We start from the raw sequence: 16,358 nt of genomic DNA, 5'->3' as shown, positions 1-16,358 counted from the left end.
AACGTAAGCAGATAGAACAGGAGCACATGGCATTCACACCATGTGCTCTATTTTTTTGTATCAGGCGGGCTGAATGGCTGGGGTACAATGGCAGCAGGATCAGCCGTAAACCAAATATCCAGCCCAGCCAGATGCGGCTGCGCAATTGGCTCCGCTTTTTTGCCCGGAAAGCAATCGGAAGCATCTTCCTGTTGATAATCGGCTGTTTGGGGAAGTTTTACCAGTAGTTCCCTGACAGCTAGCGGCACATCCCCCGTGGTGTATGTATAGGATGTACAGACGCAGTTCATGTATTTGTAGTCGTGGTTGACACACACAAAATGGCGGGCATTGCCATGATTGCTGTCATTGGTTTCTTTTAGCAGAAAATCTATCCGGCCTGCTCCCCGGTTGATATGCGTGACCACCCCTTCGAAACGAACCAAACTCGTATCTGAATCGCGGCCCCGCCCTTTCCGGCGAATCACCAGTTGGCTGTCTGGCGACACATACAATTCCCAAACCATCCGATGGTAGCGATCGGCGCTATCGCAGGAGCGCAGGCTGTTGGCTCTGGTTCTGGGAACATTGCCCCGGTTATACGACGCATATACGCCCAATAGCTTACTCATTTCGGCTTCCTCGTAGGGTAGCCCAACTTTAAGCAGAGCCGGTTTACTGGCTTCGGAATACCAGCCCCAGCTCAGAAAACAACATAGCCCCACAAGCACGGCCCACACCAGCAAAACGGGCCTGTATCGGTTTTTAGTTGGCCGCTGACGTATGGGCTCCGGCTTTTTACCCGAGGATACAATGACAGCATCGCGGCTGTATTTTTTCCTGGTCAGGTAGTCGTTAAAGTGCTCGTAGCCCAGGTATCGCGTCAATTTATCGAGCATTTCATCGGAGCAGCTAACGGTGGGCTCTTCCCTGGTTACCGACTGATGATAATTGTAATAGGTGCGAATGCCTGTAACGTTCGCAGGCATCTCAATAGCAAGCCTATGGGCAATAGCTGCAGGTAGCGTGTCCCGACCATTTATTACGTAAGGTGTTGCCGAATTCCCCAGCAGCGGAGAAGCTGTTAAACGACCGTTGTCGATGAGGTGCGACCAGCTTTCTGCACCGTGGACGTCGGTAGCGTACTTGTCTAAAGTGGCAACCCAAATCTCTCTGAAATAGCGTAAATAAATCATACGTTTTGGTTGTATGTGTGCCTAGAAGACCGTAGAAAACGAATAGAATGCTCTGATTCGAGCGCCCAATACAATATACTATTCTGCCATTCTTACTTTTTGACGAATATTATTTTTACGCAGCGCCAATATCAAAATAATTTCCTGTAATCTAGCCGGAGTAAAAACAAGCCAAGATTAGTTTGACTACGGCCAGGAGCCAACCCACAGGAAGGGGTTGGCTTACGCTTCCTGAAACGGTGTGTATGCCTTTACACGGGTCGGTTCTACTGCCCGCCTAGGTACTCTCTTGCTCACATTTTTTCACAGGCACATTCTATGTTTTTCGTCATCTTCTTCTCAAAGCTACTGCTCCCAGTAGCCACCCGAATTCAACTTCTGCAAGCCTATAAAGCCCTTTACGAAAACCGCGGCCATACGCAACTGCCCTGGCGCTACGTGCTCCACTGCCGTGTTCGCTTACTGACACGCACCGCTCCCGATGGCCGAATTGAACTGCGGGCCGGCTACTGTATCAATAGTGGCCGTGTCCCGTTCAGGTACGTTGGCCTGGCAATTCTGACGCCCTCAGAACGTCGGCAGCTACTAACGGCATTCGGTTTCAGTCTGACCCAATGCTGCGAGCTAACAGGCATTGTCTTCGGTTCCAGTCTGTCTTCCCGGCACCGTACCGGCCTCTATGCGCTAGCACTGATAGATGCTTTACTGACAGGTAAACAGGTCATTATTGGCGGCTCAACCGTTCCTAAAGTAATAGCCCAGCAGCAGCGAGTACTTCGTCATCGCCTGTTTGACAAACAGGTTGTATTCACCCGCGAAGACGGCACTTTCGAAACCCGCAACGCCAATGTTTATTTTGCCTACCGTTACGAGGTAATTCCTTTGTTGATGAAATGCCTTGTTGAAGACTGGCTGAAGCAGTTGCGGCCAATCAGGCTTCAGTTAGATCAGAGTCACTAGAACAAGCATTCGTCTGAACCGGCAGCAGGTGGTCTGTCGGTTCAGACAATGCCCTGTTGGCGCATAAAGGCAGCGGCTTCGCGCAATGAAAATGGTTGACCAAACAATTGGGCAGCCTTTGCACGCAGATTCCGGGAATGGCTTTCTACCGTGTTCAGTGTGATATCGAATTCTGACGCCAGATCATTACTCGAACTATTGGCCTGATAAGCAACAAATCGGGCTATCCGTAACTCTGTCAGGGTAAAGGGGCGTTGGTTGGCAGGTAGCCGTTCAAGTGTCGTGTAAATTCCGGTTCGCAATGCTTTCTCCAGCGCTTCAACCCGAATGCCGTTACTAGCCAGTACCCTGGGCGTAAGCGGCTCATTATCATACTCTTTTACTATACTGTATTCATTCAGCCAGGCAGTAACCCGGCGATGCGTATCATATTGCCAGGGCGATAGCGTGCGCTTACAAAGCAGATAGGTGCCATTCCGGTGCTGTAATCCAATTAACACGATAAGTCGGTTTCGGCAGAATTCAAGTTGAAAATTTTCGGCCTGTGTAACCAGGAGCGCAGTTTTCGCCATGAGGCTCAGGCTAGACAATGAGGTTTTGTGAATAATGCGGAAATAATCGCGTATCTGAAATTGCTCATCGATATACCCAAGCCATTGGCCAAATCCGGTTACGTGTTCGAGTTTAGCCTCCAGCAAGTTGAAGACGCAGAAAAACCGTTCGTGACTGATCGTTCGATTCAGCGAATTAAGCTCGTCTAGCTGCTTTTGTCTGGGAACAACCAACTGTGGAGCAGCGGAACTGGTCGGAAAAAGACTGGCTGTAATCTGCCTGAATTCATCCATCGCGGCGCGAGGGTCAGCGGCATAAAGAGCAGTGCTCATAGATCGGTACGTAGTAATGCCTGGGCGGATAGACATCACGGTAACCGTGATGCGCACGAATAAATCGGATCTAAAACTTACTGCTCAAATATAAATACTACCAACGTAATGGTAAGTGACCATGCACGCTCAAAATGAACTGATCAATACCTTAAACCGCATTTATCCCCTGTCGCCTCCACTGGAAGCCGACCTGCGCGCGGCTACCAGTGAACTGATAGACGTTCCTCCCCGCACCATTCTGCTACGACCCGAGCAGGTAGCCTCCGTGGCTTATTTCGTGGTCAGCGGCCTGGCCCGTGTATATGCGGTACACGGCATCAACAAGGCTATTGACGAGCAGATCAGAGAGGTGGAAAGTACCACACGCTTTTCGCAGGCGGGCGATCTGCTCATGGCTCCGATCAGCTTCTTCCGGCAGCAGCCCAGCCTGGAAGTAATTCAGACACTGGAAGAAAGCGTGCTGGTATCGCTGCCCTACGCCACCCTTCAGACCCTGTACCATACGTACCCAACCTTCAACATCATTGGCCGGGTACTGACAGAGCGCTATTTTCTGCTGGCCGAAAACCGGGCCTACTGCCTGCGCCGCCACACCGCCCCCGAGAAATGGGCGTGGTTCAAAGTCACCCATCCGCAGCTGCAAGGGCGCATTCCGCTCAAATACATCGCAACGTACCTGGGGCTCTCGCGCGAGCATCTGCAGCGGCTGGTAGAACCTGCATGGCGCTGGCAATCGAAAAATGAAAAGAAAGATCAGGTGTGAGAAAGCTCACACCCCTATCGCAGCAGACGGCCCTACGTTTACGCTACCATTTAAAACCTGTTCACAATACACGATGAAATACATTCTCTACCTGACCGGCCTCCTGCTGCTCGTTGGCCTGCTCACGGGCTGCGCCCAAAAAACGGTTGATCCAACGCCGGTTAGTTGCCGGATACTGTCGTACCAGGCAACCGCACCATCGGGGGCTACCCAGTCGTATCAGTATGAATACGATAGCCAGGGGCGGCGAACGCGCTACGTCTGCCCCGGCACCTTCGACACCCGCTACAGCTACAGCGCCGATGGGTTACTGATCACCGAAGCCTACTCCACGTCAAGCGGTTACACCTCGACCAGCGAGTATACCCTCGATGCCCGAAAGCGGGTGATGCAGGAATCGTTTATCGGGAGCACAACTAATGTCCGCTACACTTACACCTACGACGCCGACGGTTATCTGTTGCGCGAAGAGTATACAATCTACGACAAGACCGGCAAGCCTACGGGGCCAGCCTACTCACAGAGCTACTTCTATAAAGACGGCAACCTTGATCAGACCAGCGATAGTCAGGGGCGCGGGCAAGCATTCAGCTACACCACCGACTCATTCGTGCCGTTTACCGGCGGGCTGAATTACGGGAAGCCCAATCGGCTCAGGTACGCTTCCGTTCAATACAGCTACGCAGCTACGCCCAGTGGTACATCGCCCGCGAAACGTACCTACACGTATGTGCTCGACAGTAATAGTTACTCCATTAACAATACCACCACAACTACCTATGTGAACGGCACATCCGACAAATCATCTACCTCAAATCCTGTATATCAATGTCCTTGACTACTCGATAAACGCCCTCTGTTCAGCCCGTTTAACACAATATGAAACCCCTGTTTACCAGCTCATACCACACGCTGCTGCTTACCATAGCTACGTTCGCCTTACTGGCTACATCCTGCAAAACCGCCAGTTCCGACCCTGACCGGCGCGACAATTCCGTGGGGTCGTGGACCAAGAAGAGCACCAATGGCAAAGCACCAACGGCTGGTAGTGCGAATCAGATTACAATCAAAAAATCGTCGGCGAAGGATACGTACCTGTCCGTTTCGGGGCTGGCCCAGAAGGATTCGACGTCATTCTGAACGCCGCCGGATTTACCGGAGCCAGTGCCGACATTCCCAGCCGCAGCTACTACACCTTCAGCGATAACTCGACCGGCGAAATCATTTTTTTTCTACCCGATGGTGCCGTGTCAGGGAATGAACTAACCCTAACCTACTCACGGACAGCCGAATTCAAAACCAGGTCGGTCAGGGCAGATGATTTTATTGAGGTATTCACCAGAAACTAATTACCACCAATTTCAATGACTATCAAACGCTCCGTTCCCATGCAAAAATCACTATACGCGGTTCTGCTGACCGGCCTGCTCTTCACCAGGCCAACCAATGCTCAGGCCCAAACCCGCCCGCGCCAAGCCACTCCGGTTCTTACCAAACCTGCCGACGCCACCGTTGCACCACCCGTATCAACTTCGAAGGCAGATATGCTGGTTCGGCGAGATGGGACCCAACTGGAAGTGCTCGTTACAGAAATAACGGATAAAGAAATTGTTTATAAACGGGCAAACAACCCAACAGGCCCTTCATTTCGCGCGCAAAAAGCTGATTTCAGTTTTATCAAATACGGCAATACGGATGAGATCGAGCGATTTTTGCCAGTAGCTCAACCGGCCCCTCCCCCACAGCCTGTGCCCCAATCTGTTCAGGAAACCGGGTATCAACCGCGCCCGATGACCCAGCCTGCGGCTATACCGCAGGGCATCCGATTCGGGTTTAAAGCCGGCATACAAAGCGCATCGCTCTCATTGAGTGGCAGTGGGTTGACCGGCTATTCGGCCAAAGGAATTGTTGGCTTTCAGGGTGGGGTACTTGCCACGATACCTGTCAGTTCAGGCATTCAGTTACGTCCGCAAGTGCTATACTCAAGCAAAGGCTGTAATCTCAGCAAAGGCGCCAATAATGCCGATATTACCATTGCCTACATCGAAGTACCAGTCGACCTCCTTTTCCGGGTTCCAACATCGAGTGGCGCCTTACTACTGGGCGGCGGGGGCTATGTGGCCTCGGCCATGAGCGGAAAATTTGGCACCACCGACGCGAAAATAGGCAGTACAGCAGCAGACGACATTACCCCCCTCGATTTTGGGCTACGCTTCGCCGGATGGTATGACTTACCCGCAGGCCTGACCCTGAACGCTTTCTACAACCTGGGACTGGCCGACATCAATCCTGATGCGAGCCAGCTATCTACCCTTAAAAATACCACGTTTGGGGTCGGTATCGGCTATTTCCTTTCAACGAAATAAGCCATTGACAGCCAACACAGCCAGGTACGTCTGTTGCCGGCTATGTTGGCTGTCAATGCGCAGTACCGCTTCAACCCCAGCCTCTATCACACTGACAATAACTATTAACCTACTCCTATGACAGTCTACGAACTATAAAACCAGAGGCCATTGAATCGATCGAGCTTTATAAAGGCAAAGAAGCCTTTATTCGCTATGGCAGTAAAGGCGCTCGAAACGGGGTAATTGCCATTACGACGAAAAAACGACGTAACTACCTGATTCGTTAACGAGTAAACACGTACTAGCAAGGTCATGTCTGAATTACTGGATACGGGTTCGCCCGAACAGAAAGGCGCGTTTATAAACCCCGCATTTCCCGGTGGCCTTCCGGGCCTGGCCAACTATGTACGTAGTAATCAGCGATACCTTCAGCCCACTCAAATTGCCTGTAGTCAGGCAAACGTGATCGTTGAATTCATCGTCAATACGGATGGTACAACCAGTGATTTTATCATACTGGCAGGCCTCGATCCTGCCTGTAATCAGGAAGCGATTCGGTTGGTAGAATCCATGCCAGCCTCGACGCCAGGTACGTTGGCCGGTGAGCCGGTCGGGGTTAAGTTGGTGCTGCCAATCCGCTTTTCCTGACCCTGCGCAAACCACAACACTGTGCCAGGTACGTTGTTCGGCTATGTGTTGCTCTCCACTTTCACTGGTTGTGGGGCTGGTTGCCAGTTGACCATTGCCTTGGCCAGGATGCTGGCTATGATTAGTTGCAGGGCGTGGTAGACCATGATGGGCAGGAGTATAACCCCGACTGCTGTGGGCGGAAACAGCACTTTCACCATCACACTCCCCTGCACCAGCGATTTCTTGGAACCGCAGAATAACGCCGCGATACGATCTTCCCGGCTAAAATGAAGCCACCGGCTAACGACCAGCACAAAGCCAAAAACCACAAAAAAAAGCAGCAGCATGCCGGCCGTCAGTAGCAGCAGATCGAGTGCCGAGTAATTGCGAAAGAGGTTGAGATGAAATGATTCGCAAAAGGCGGTGTACACGATCAGCAGAATCGTTAGCTGGTCGAAATAGCGGAGGGCTGTCTTGTTTTTTTCGGAGAACCAGCCCAGTTTTTTGTTCAGCAGCAGCCCGAGCACAACCGGTGCAATCACCTGTAGCGATAGCTTCAGGATTACCCCCTGTAAATCGAACTGGTTATTGTTGGCACTCAGCAATACGCTCATCCAGACCGGCGTGATAAACACACCGATCAGGCTGGAAATACTGGCGTTGAAGATCGCCGCCGGCATATTCCCGTTGGCGATCGATACCATCACCACCGACGAGGAAACGGTAGAAGGCAGGGCGGCCACATAAAAAATACCTGTCCAGAGCAGCGCGGTTTCAGGCGATACCAGCAGGGCACGTGCCCCCAACACAAGGGCCGGAAAAAGAACAAACGTAGTGAGGTGAATCAGCAGGTGCAGGCGATAATTGCGCAACCCCGCTTTTAGCTGGTCGACGTTGAGTTTTAGCCCGTAGAAAAAGAAGATCAGCGATACGCCGTAGTTGGTCAGTGACGAGATCGACAATGGACCTTCCTGCAAACCAGGTTCCGGCCAGAGTTTAGCCAGACCAATCATGCCTACTAGAGCCAGTATAAACCAGTCGAGGCCAACACGGGCCAGCAGCGTAGCGAACGACGTTTTTGCCATACTCAAACTAACCCGCTTCGTGCGGCTTTCGTTTGGGAGTAATGAGTTTGTGTAACGAACGCGCGGTGATACACGGAGGCGCATAATCCGGCATACAGACGATCAATAAGACCTTACTCTGTATTGCCGAACTATGCGCCTCTGTTTCTAAAACCCCTTGCTTATTCCCGCATCAGTTTGCGCTGTATACGCCCCTGATTCGTTTCAATACTGATTACATACAGGCCCGATGGCAACGTACCCAGGTCCAGAGAGAGCGTACTTCCCAACGTAGCCGCACTGCGGTGTTGCTGCACTACAGCGCCGGAAGTACTGACCAGATTGGCCGTTTGCCAGCTTACGCCGTTGGGCAGTTCAACCACGACGCGGCTGCGGCTGGGGTTTGGGTATAGCCGCACCTCATTGGCCCAGTCGGGTTCAACAGCCAGAATGGGGGCCTTGATCAGAAACGTGCGGGCCACGGGCGTAGCGGCATACGTCTGCGTGTTCCCTTCCTGAAACGCAACGACCGTGACCGACCCGACGCCCGTAAAGCGTAGCTGATTGCCGACCAGTTCAGCCGGGCCAGCCTGCACGGAGAAGCCAACCGCTAAGCCAGCCGATGAGGTAGCCTGCAACGTAACGCTTCCCGCCGTGAGCATCTGATCGGCAATTGCATTGAAAGTGATGGTTTGGTTCACCTTCGTTGGAATGGCCCGTGCTACGTTTGAATACCACACCGGCCATTTGGCACCCGTGTAGAGAGGCGTAGCGGCCGTTCCCCTAGGGGTCAGTTTATCGGTGTTCAGATTTATCAGCGCCACGCTTTCTTTGCCAGACTTATCTATGGTTCCGAATACGATGGCGTTGTCAGTCCGGGAATAGCCCGGAAAACCAAGATCGTTGTTTTCGTAGACGATATTCACATCGCCCTTCTCAATATTAGCCGATAATACGTAGTATGACTTGTCATTCTCGTCGAAGTAATCGAAGGCAATCAGGTCGGGCGAGGTCTTCGAGAAGGATGGGTTTCCGATGCTGATGCCTTCGTCGAGATCCGTGAACAACTTATCAATCCGGCCCGTGGCAAAGTTCTTTTTGGAGCCATCCCAGACGTTGATGATGCCCACATCCCAATAATCGACGGCCTGCCCGCTGGAATTGGTGAGCTTATTATAGGCGTCGTAGATAATGAACTCGCCCGAATAATCCCACTCAAAGGAGTCTGCATAGGCTACTTCGCCCGTTTTTACGCCCTGTGCTGAGGTTGGGTTATAGAGCGTAAACGTGTTCCATTTCTGCAGATCGAAGCTGTAGACCCACAGTTTGCCGTCCTGCTTATCGGTCAGGGCGGCGAGTTTCGTACCGTCTTTCGAGATTACCACGTTGGCCCAGCCCGCCTCCTGTGAAATCACAGTTTCGGAGGCAGGGCGCGTCATGCTCGATGCCCGGATTTTTCCGTCACTCCCCACAAACACGGCTACACTACCATCATCGGTAAGACTGGGGCGACGTTTCAATCCCGATAAACTACGCTGGGTGAAGGCCGTTGTCGGGTAGGGTGTATTATACAGTTTACTATCGCTGGTGCTGACTAACGCCACGAAATCCTGTCCCGTAGAGGTTGGAATGGGCGCTTTGTCCTGCGTGGGAGTACTACTGGTTTCGGTAATGCCCACATTATCGAAGGCGGCTTTTATAGCGGCTACTTCCGAACCACTGGCTCCGTGTATATCGGTTGCTGCCTTGATAAGAGCCAGCCGAAGATCCAGGAATTTCGACGAGCGGGTTAGGTACAGAGTCAGGGCGCGGTAATAGATCTGCTCGGCTTTGTCTTTGCCGATAGCCGTAGCAATCTGGTAAAAAGCGTAGTTAGGAATGCCGCTGTTGATGTGTACACCGCCGTTATCTTCGGTGGTACTCACATACTGCGCCATCGTTTTGGGCTGATACCCATTATCCGTTTTGCCGCCCTGATTCGGGTTGGCCATGCTCCGCAATGCCCCCGAGGGAAAGTATTTGCTTACCACTACCTCTTCGCCGATGGTCCAGTCGTCACGGTCGATCAATACGCCAAACACGTCGGCAAACGATTCGTTGATGGCCCCAGCCTGCCCGTCGTATACCAGATTGGCCGTATTCTGAATCACACCATGACTCATTTCATGACCAGCCACATCGAGCGAACCGGCCAGTGGCTTAAAGCCCACGTCGCCATTTCCGTACATCATGTACTCGCCGTTCCAGTAGGCATTATCCATGCCTTTACCCGTTTCGGGGTCGTTGACGTTGATGATCGAGGTAATCGTTCCGCCAGATCCGTTGATAGCGTTTCGTTTAAAGGTCTTCAGGAAATATTCGTACGCAATGCCGCCGTTATACTGGGCCGACGCCGCCGTAGTTGACCAGTTCGTATTGTTGGTTGAAGACACCTGTTTCACGCTGATATTATCGCCGTAGGTATTGCCCGCGTCGATAACCCAAAGCGCACCAACGGGGCTGTCGGGTAGTTTCGATTTGGCGGTGCTGTACATGGCGCGGGTGGCGTCCATCATCACGTAGTTGCTCCCGATCTGATACGTTTTGAACGTGCGCGTTACGCCGTTGAGGTCGCGGGCCGAGGCATCGCGCGGCCCATCGATGCTGCAGGTACTGTTGAATTTCCGAAGCACCTCGCCCGTTTGTGCATCAACGATATACTGCCAGCGCTCCATCAGGTTGGGCCGAACGGTAAGGTCGTAGGCAAGCCGGGGGGCTTCTTTCGAATCTACGCTACCTGCGTACACGCAGAGTTCGCCAACGACGGGTTCCAGTTTTAGCAGACTCTGCCCAAACATCTGCACCGGTGCCGATTTGCCCATGTGCCGAAATGCCTCTTTACCCGCTTGCACCAGCGATAATGACGGCCGCACATCGAGGGTCGACGGAATTAGCCGGTACTGCCCCGTCATGAGCGTCACCTCACCGTTGACCTGATGTACCGTCAGTTCGGCACCGTAGACCGGAACACCCCGATGTGTTTGTCTCATGCGGTGATGGGTCTGGCCCAGGTCGTCGGTATCAGTTTGTTTGATGGTAAATGACTGCTCAGGGTCGGTGATCATCAGAACACCACGTACCTGGCTCAGAAACTGGTAGGTAGTGGCCTGAATTGTCCGGCGGGCCCGCTGACTCGACGTGCCTTTACCTGCCGATAGGTTTTCGACGTAAACAGGCAGGCCCGACGAGGCATCGCGCACGATCTTCAACTTCAGCGGCGGCAGCGACACGGGAGCGCTACCGGTTGCCAGCAGTGTTTGCCGGGTACGTTGGTCGGCAGGAAGCGGCACATCTGTGGCGTTAAGGCGACGGGCCAGATCCAGATCAGCGCGCCCGGTTTTCTGCTTCATGGCAAAGCCACGACCGAAACCCGGCATAGCCCCGTTCAACTGGGCATTACTGTCCTGAACAGGTGGCTGGGCCAACGCACCGGCCGATATAACTAAGCAAGCGTAGAGTAATTTCATAGTAAGGGGGTAGGTGGGATGGTTGAGTTGTTGGCTGGTTGGCTGGTTAATTGGTTGGCTGGTTAATTGGTTATTGGGTTCTTCGATAACCAATTAACCAGCCAACCAATTAACCAGCACTACCTGTAAGCAGCGGGAATCATACCCATGAAGCCGCTATAGACCTGTTCGTAGTTGGGGGGTAACTGCTTATCACCGGGAGCCCAGGCCACCTTATGTTGCACGGCACCCTTTTTCCAGTTGACGAAGCGATAGATATTACCCGGTTTGTTGTAAGCGGTTTTCCTGATGGCACACCGATCTTCGACCGACCAGAATACCTTTTTGGTATTATCGGCCGTTTGCTGACCGACAAACGTATAGGTTTTCTGCCCCGATTGCCGACTGAACAGGCGTCCATCGTCGAGGAGCAGATAGGCCTTTTCTTTCCCGACCACCCCGCCTCCCGAGCCAACCGTTAGAATCCGGCCTTTATACGTGTCTGGAATCTCGCGGGAGGTCGTTTTTTTCTGGGTCGTGGCTGTGTGGGAGGCCGTTTTTTTCTTGATCCGCATCACCATGGTCGGCGTTTTATCCGTTTTTACGGGTGCTTTCTTTGGCAGCGAATTCGGAGCGGCGACGGTGGGGGCCTGCGTAAAGGCCGTGGTGGTTATTGTAGTCAGCAGAGCAATAGTGAGTAGCGTTTTCTGCATAGTAGGTTGGTGTAAAGCACGTTATTAGGTTTAGTAGGTCTCTTCCTTGAGGGTTGCTTTCCAGCCAGAACTGGTCAGGCGCATTTTGACGATCAGCAGATTGGCATAGTCACCATGTTGAATCATTTGCCGAACCGGCGTTGTGCCCAGGTCACGGGCAATTTCCAGAATGGTATTGCTGTGGCCAACCGCCAGCGCCGATTTGTTCCGAAAAGTACGTATACGCTGGGTGAGTCTGGTAACGGGGCTTGGGGGGTATTGTGTTAACGGCAGCCCCTTTGAGTGTGCGGTGGGCAGGGCCGTTTGCCGGGTACGTGTATAGGGAGTCACGTAGATTGTATCCAGATGCACCTGAGCCAATCGTAGAGCCAGTTTATCAGCGCGGCGCAGTCCGTCGGCCGACAGACTGGTTGTGTCTGAATCATTGGCCCGTTCGGCATGGCGAACGATATAGAGCGTGGCCGTTGGCGAACAACTGGCACACACGCCAAGCAGCGTGAGCCCTACCAGGTAAGTTTTGAGCATTGTGTACATGGTTTGAGTAGATCAGTGGGGGCCATACTAACCAGTTTGTGGAAGTTGTTCCCCGTTGGCAAGATACACCACAGTTTTATACTATACCGTTAACCACCTGCCAAATACCTGTTGTACAGTTGTTTAAGGATTTATTACACCTATGAGCCATCTTATTGGTACGCTTTTTTCACTACAGATTACGTCTCCATGACCCAATTCACATAACACACATACTCATGAAATCACTACCCGGAATACTACTTGGCATCGCAGCAGGTGTGGTAGTCGGGGTGCTTCTGGCACCACAAAGCGGTAAAAAAACCCGCGAAGGCCTTGTATCCGACACCGACAATTTTTTCAGCGATCTTCAAGATCAACTTCAGGATGGTCTGGAAAGCATTCGGAAGCAGTACAACGATTATGTTGAAACGGCAACCGACAAAACAAAGAGTGTGGCTGCAGACGCCAAACGTCGCGCCAAATTTTAGTATCAATCAACCAACTCGTAAATCAAGAAAACAATGCGTAGCACACGTGATTTCCTAACCGGCCTGTTGACAGGCGTAGCCATTGGTATTCTGACAGCTCCCCGGAGCGGCAAAGAAACCCGCGAAAAACTGGTCGATGAAGCCAACAAACGGTCAGAAGACCTGAAAGATCAGTTCGGCAAAGTGAAAGAACAGGCTGGCCAATATGTTGATCAGGCGAAAGACCAATTTGGTAAGGTGAAAGAACAGGCCAACCAGTATGTTGGTCAGGTAAAAGATCAGGCGAACCAGTTGGTTGGTCAGGCAAAAGACCAGTTCAACCAGACTAAAGGTCAGGCGCAATCTGAGTTCGACGCCCATAAATATGAAGCGAAAGCTGATTTTAACAACGCAGTAGAAGACACAGCCGATACAGCCAAGTCTGGAATTAATTCAGCGAAAGAGTCGATCAAAATCGACTAAAAGCTACCCAGTGCCCAGTACAACAGTACTGATTTACTCAACGATCTATGAAAGAACGCCCCCGGCTTACCAAAGCCGGGGGCGTTCGCTTTTTGTGGCGTGCAGATTCGGGAGAAATCTGCGGGCGGTTTACTGGGCTTGTTTCGAGCTGAAAAACTCGAACGTACCCAGCACAAAATCAAGGATACCCGTAGCGTGGGTGCGGCCGGGCAGGCGGTAGAGCGCTACGTTGGTTGCGCCCCGTGACTGCATGGCATCATAGGCGTTCTGTGTATTAAAATAGAACACCGTACTGTCGGCATCGCCATGATATAGCCGGGTTGGAGCCAGCGGTTTCCAGTCGTGGATATCATTCGCCTGCACTGCCCTGATAAACTCCGTATCTGTTCCATTCTGAATAGCCTGCCGGAACGTGTCGGTCAGCGCTTCGTTGAAACTGACGTTGATCAGCGCACTGCGACCATTTGCCTGCACCCGGCTGGCATATGGCTCTTTGAAGTAGTACGACGCCGGACGGTTCAGGCCGTATACGCGGTCGTACGTCAGCAGCACCCACAGATACAGCCGGTTATAATCAACGCTGCCCTGGGTACGTGTGTTCACGATATAGCGCATGAAGGCCGGTTTATCATACGCCCCCGCTCCGGCGCTGGAAGCGATCAGGTTAAATTCGGTCAGCGCTTCGGCTTCCAGCTTCTTCTGTAAGGCCATTGTTGCGTAGCCGCCTTCCGAATAGCCTGCCGTGTACAATTTCTGATTCCAGTTCACCTTCTGGGCAGCCAGAAACTCCTTCGTGGCCCGCAGCATATCCAGCGAGGCAGAGGCCAGCGACGCATAATGCTCATACGGATGCGGTAGCTTGTTTGATGCCCCGTATCCGATGTAGTCCGGCGCAGCCACGATATACCCCACCGACGCGAACACCGAACCGAACGTGTAGGCTTCACTGCTGCTTCGGTAATAAGACGGTGCCTGCTCATCGCTGCTGATCGTGCCATGCTGCATACTGATCAGCGAAAGGGCCTGCGCAGTCTGTGGAATCAGTACCGCACCCGATGCTACGATAGCGCTGCCATCCGAATTGGTGGTATTGTAGGTAAGGCGATAAACCTTGATACCATACTGCGTAAGCAATTTCAGAAACGACGTGGCCCCGTTATAACGCCCTTTCAGCTGATCAACAGTGTACGTACCCAGCAATTCTGAGCTAACAAGTGTGGGCGGTTTTGGCGCAGTGACAACATCAGCAGGAGCCGCCTGACGACAGGCCGACGGTGCTAAAGCTACCAGCCCGAACAGAGCCGATAGCAGCAGGATTTTGATCATGAAACGTTGAGTGATTGTTACTTGAAAAACACGTTTCTGTACCCTTACGTTCAGTTTTCCCCGTTTGGGTTCAGGGGCTACCTACAGCTTAACCCGACGCTAAGTGACTGGCCCTTTACATAACTTCTTGGGTCTATTTCTACCTCCTCACTACTACCGGGGGGTTTTATACTCTGTAAATTTCACCAGTCATCACACACTTCATCTTAATCTTACCCATGCATTCGAACTCGTCTGTTCATCCCAAAGCTATAAAAGACCTGGTTGACTTTCTGTTCAACCGGCGCGAGACAGTACTTAATAACTGGCGGTCGGCCTGCGAAGCAGACACGTCGCTGAAGAAGATCGCTATTCTGTCGCGTGAGGAATTCAATAACCTGATGCCGATCATGTTCGACATTCTCGAGCAGCAGCTACTGGGCGAAAAGCCACTGGTAGAGCCAGCCACCGCCGCCAGAGCCCATGGCCTGCACCGCTGGCAAAAATCACTTGGCTTGCCGGAGTTGTTGAAGGAGCTTCATCATCTGTCGACCGAATTGTTCAATGAATTGAGGCTCTATCGACAGTTGTTTCCTCAATCAGACCCTGATCTGGTATTACGGGCGCAACAGCAGATCATGGCCTTGATGAACGATATCGTGTCGGGCAGTATATCCAAACACGATGAGCTTCAGCGGCTTCAGGCGGCCGACCGGGCGGCTAGCCTGGAAGAGGCGCTTCAGGAAATGTATGACTTGTCAAGGCTGCGGGGTGACATGCTTCGGACGTCGTCGCACGATCTGCGGAGTGGGCTTGGCTTAAGCATAGGGGCTGCTTCTCTGCTTCAACTGGATGGGTTAAGCCAGGAAGACCGGAAACAGTACAGCGATATGCTGAACCGAAACCTGGCGCATGTTGAGTCTATGCTGACAAGCCTGATGGATCTGGCCCGGCTTGAAGCTGGCCAGGAACCCATTCATTTAGAGGATTTTGACGCCGCCCAACTCCTGAACGAACTGGTAGCCAATGCGCAGCCCAAGGCCGTCGAACGAGGTGTTATCCTGCGCGCCGATGGTCCGGATTCGCTCCCTGTAAAAACTGACCGGATCAAGATTTACCGCATCGTTCAGAACTTACTCGTCAATGCATTGCTGCATACGCCCAGTAGTAAAGATGAACCGGGTATGGTCTCGGTTTCCTGGTCGGCCGAAAACGACTGGCGGTGGGGGTTCAGTGTGCAGGATTCGGGGCCGGGGATGCCCACCAAATTAATGGAGTATTTTCATCAGCAGTTCAGACCCATCGTTGAAGAAACCAGTGTGCTATCGCCGGATGAAGGGCAGCCAGTATCAACTATTCCCAATGAAGACCATCAGATTCCCGCAGGGCCGTTACTAGGCGAGCCGGGGCCCGGCGCAGAGGAAAAAGGCGAAGGTGTTGGCCTGCAAATTGTAAAACGCCTCTGCGAACTGATCGGAGCCAGCATGGAGCTGGAAAGTATCGAAGGCAGAGGCACGCTATTTCGTATACGTATGAGCATGCGTACGCCTGACAACTAGCCG

16 protein-coding genes are annotated in these 16,358 nt (G+C 52.4%); 9 read left to right on the top strand and 7 right to left on the bottom strand.

What is annotated here, in order from left to right:
* Positions 1 to 47: 47 nt before the first annotated feature.
* Complete coding sequence (locus tag J2I46_RS10380) at positions 48 to 1,175, bottom strand: hypothetical protein (protein WP_207328928.1); 1,128 nt, start codon at positions 1,173 to 1,175, stop codon at positions 48 to 50.
* Between the two features lie 318 nt (positions 1,176 to 1,493).
* Here J2I46_RS10380 and J2I46_RS10375 point away from each other — a divergent pair, with 318 nt between their 5' ends.
* Positions 1,494 to 2,135: a hypothetical protein gene (locus tag J2I46_RS10375; protein WP_207328927.1), complete on the top strand. Its 642-nt coding sequence runs from the start codon at positions 1,494 to 1,496 to the stop codon at positions 2,133 to 2,135.
* 41 nt (positions 2,136 to 2,176) lie between these two features.
* On the opposite strand, the gene J2I46_RS10370 is transcribed toward J2I46_RS10375, so the two are convergent.
* Positions 2,177 to 3,019 (bottom strand): helix-turn-helix domain-containing protein, encoded by an 843-nt coding sequence (locus J2I46_RS10370; protein WP_207328926.1) that lies wholly within the window; start codon positions 3,017 to 3,019, stop codon positions 2,177 to 2,179.
* Between the two features lie 121 nt (positions 3,020 to 3,140).
* Here J2I46_RS10370 and J2I46_RS10365 point away from each other — a divergent pair, with 121 nt between their 5' ends.
* The 5 genes from J2I46_RS10365 (at position 3,141) to J2I46_RS10345 (ending at position 6,781) form a co-directional block, all read left to right on the top strand.
* The gene (locus J2I46_RS10365) at positions 3,141 to 3,785 is read left to right on the top strand and encodes a Crp/Fnr family transcriptional regulator (RefSeq protein WP_207328925.1); all 645 of its coding nucleotides are present in this window, start codon (positions 3,141 to 3,143) and stop codon (positions 3,783 to 3,785) included.
* A 73-nt stretch (positions 3,786 to 3,858) separates the two neighbouring features.
* Positions 3,859 to 4,623, top strand: a complete 765-nt coding sequence (locus J2I46_RS10360) for a hypothetical protein (protein ID WP_207328924.1) — start codon at positions 3,859 to 3,861, stop codon at positions 4,621 to 4,623.
* Between the two features lie 41 nt (positions 4,624 to 4,664).
* Positions 4,665 to 4,925 (top strand): hypothetical protein, encoded by a 261-nt coding sequence (locus J2I46_RS10355; protein WP_207328923.1) that lies wholly within the window; start codon positions 4,665 to 4,667, stop codon positions 4,923 to 4,925.
* Positions 4,926 to 5,173: 248 nt separating this feature from the next.
* Entirely contained in the window at positions 5,174 to 6,151 is a 978-nt protein-coding gene (locus J2I46_RS10350; RefSeq protein WP_207328922.1) for a porin family protein, read from the top strand.
* Between the two features lie 294 nt (positions 6,152 to 6,445).
* Positions 6,446 to 6,781, top strand: coding sequence for an energy transducer TonB (locus J2I46_RS10345; RefSeq protein WP_207328921.1), 336 nt, complete (start codon positions 6,446 to 6,448; stop codon positions 6,779 to 6,781).
* Positions 6,782 to 6,822: 41 nt separating this feature from the next.
* On the opposite strand, the gene J2I46_RS10340 is transcribed toward J2I46_RS10345, so the two are convergent.
* From J2I46_RS10340 to J2I46_RS10325, 4 genes are all read right to left on the bottom strand, one after another.
* Positions 6,823 to 7,848 (bottom strand): bile acid:sodium symporter family protein, encoded by a 1,026-nt coding sequence (locus J2I46_RS10340; protein ID WP_207329165.1) that lies wholly within the window; start codon positions 7,846 to 7,848, stop codon positions 6,823 to 6,825.
* A gap of 161 nt (positions 7,849 to 8,009) precedes the next feature.
* Positions 8,010 to 11,333, bottom strand: coding sequence for a M4 family metallopeptidase (locus J2I46_RS10335; protein WP_207328920.1), 3,324 nt, complete (start codon positions 11,331 to 11,333; stop codon positions 8,010 to 8,012).
* A gap of 119 nt (positions 11,334 to 11,452) precedes the next feature.
* Positions 11,453 to 12,025, bottom strand: coding sequence for an FAD-binding oxidoreductase (locus tag J2I46_RS10330; protein ID WP_207328919.1), 573 nt, complete (start codon positions 12,023 to 12,025; stop codon positions 11,453 to 11,455).
* 30 nt (positions 12,026 to 12,055) lie between these two features.
* Positions 12,056 to 12,550, bottom strand: coding sequence for a SixA phosphatase family protein (locus tag J2I46_RS10325; protein WP_207328918.1), 495 nt, complete (start codon positions 12,548 to 12,550; stop codon positions 12,056 to 12,058).
* A 227-nt stretch (positions 12,551 to 12,777) separates the two neighbouring features.
* Here J2I46_RS10325 and J2I46_RS10320 point away from each other — a divergent pair, with 227 nt between their 5' ends.
* Both J2I46_RS10320 and J2I46_RS10315 read left to right on the top strand, forming a co-directional pair.
* Positions 12,778 to 13,029: a YtxH domain-containing protein gene (locus tag J2I46_RS10320; protein WP_207328917.1), complete on the top strand. Its 252-nt coding sequence runs from the start codon at positions 12,778 to 12,780 to the stop codon at positions 13,027 to 13,029.
* A 33-nt stretch (positions 13,030 to 13,062) separates the two neighbouring features.
* On the top strand, positions 13,063 to 13,491 hold the full coding sequence (locus J2I46_RS10315) for a YtxH domain-containing protein (RefSeq protein WP_207328916.1): 429 nt from the start codon (positions 13,063 to 13,065) through the stop codon (positions 13,489 to 13,491).
* 129 nt (positions 13,492 to 13,620) lie between these two features.
* Here J2I46_RS10315 and J2I46_RS10310 read toward each other — a convergent pair whose 3' ends face one another.
* Complete coding sequence (locus J2I46_RS10310; protein WP_207328915.1) at positions 13,621 to 14,817, bottom strand: alpha/beta hydrolase family protein; 1,197 nt, start codon at positions 14,815 to 14,817, stop codon at positions 13,621 to 13,623.
* A 218-nt stretch (positions 14,818 to 15,035) separates the two neighbouring features.
* On the opposite strand from J2I46_RS10310, the gene J2I46_RS10305 reads away from it, so the two are divergent.
* Complete coding sequence (locus J2I46_RS10305; RefSeq protein WP_207328914.1) at positions 15,036 to 16,355, top strand: sensor histidine kinase; 1,320 nt, start codon at positions 15,036 to 15,038, stop codon at positions 16,353 to 16,355.
* The last annotated feature ends 3 nt before the right edge of the window (positions 16,356 to 16,358 follow it).

The sequence above is a fragment of the Fibrella forsythiae genome (genome assembly GCF_017353175.1).
GTDB classification, from domain to species: Bacteria; Bacteroidota; Bacteroidia; order Cytophagales; family Spirosomataceae; genus Fibrella; species Fibrella forsythiae.
Note: the sequence above shows the minus strand (reverse complement) of the source record. Positions and strands in the feature narration are given on the sequence as shown.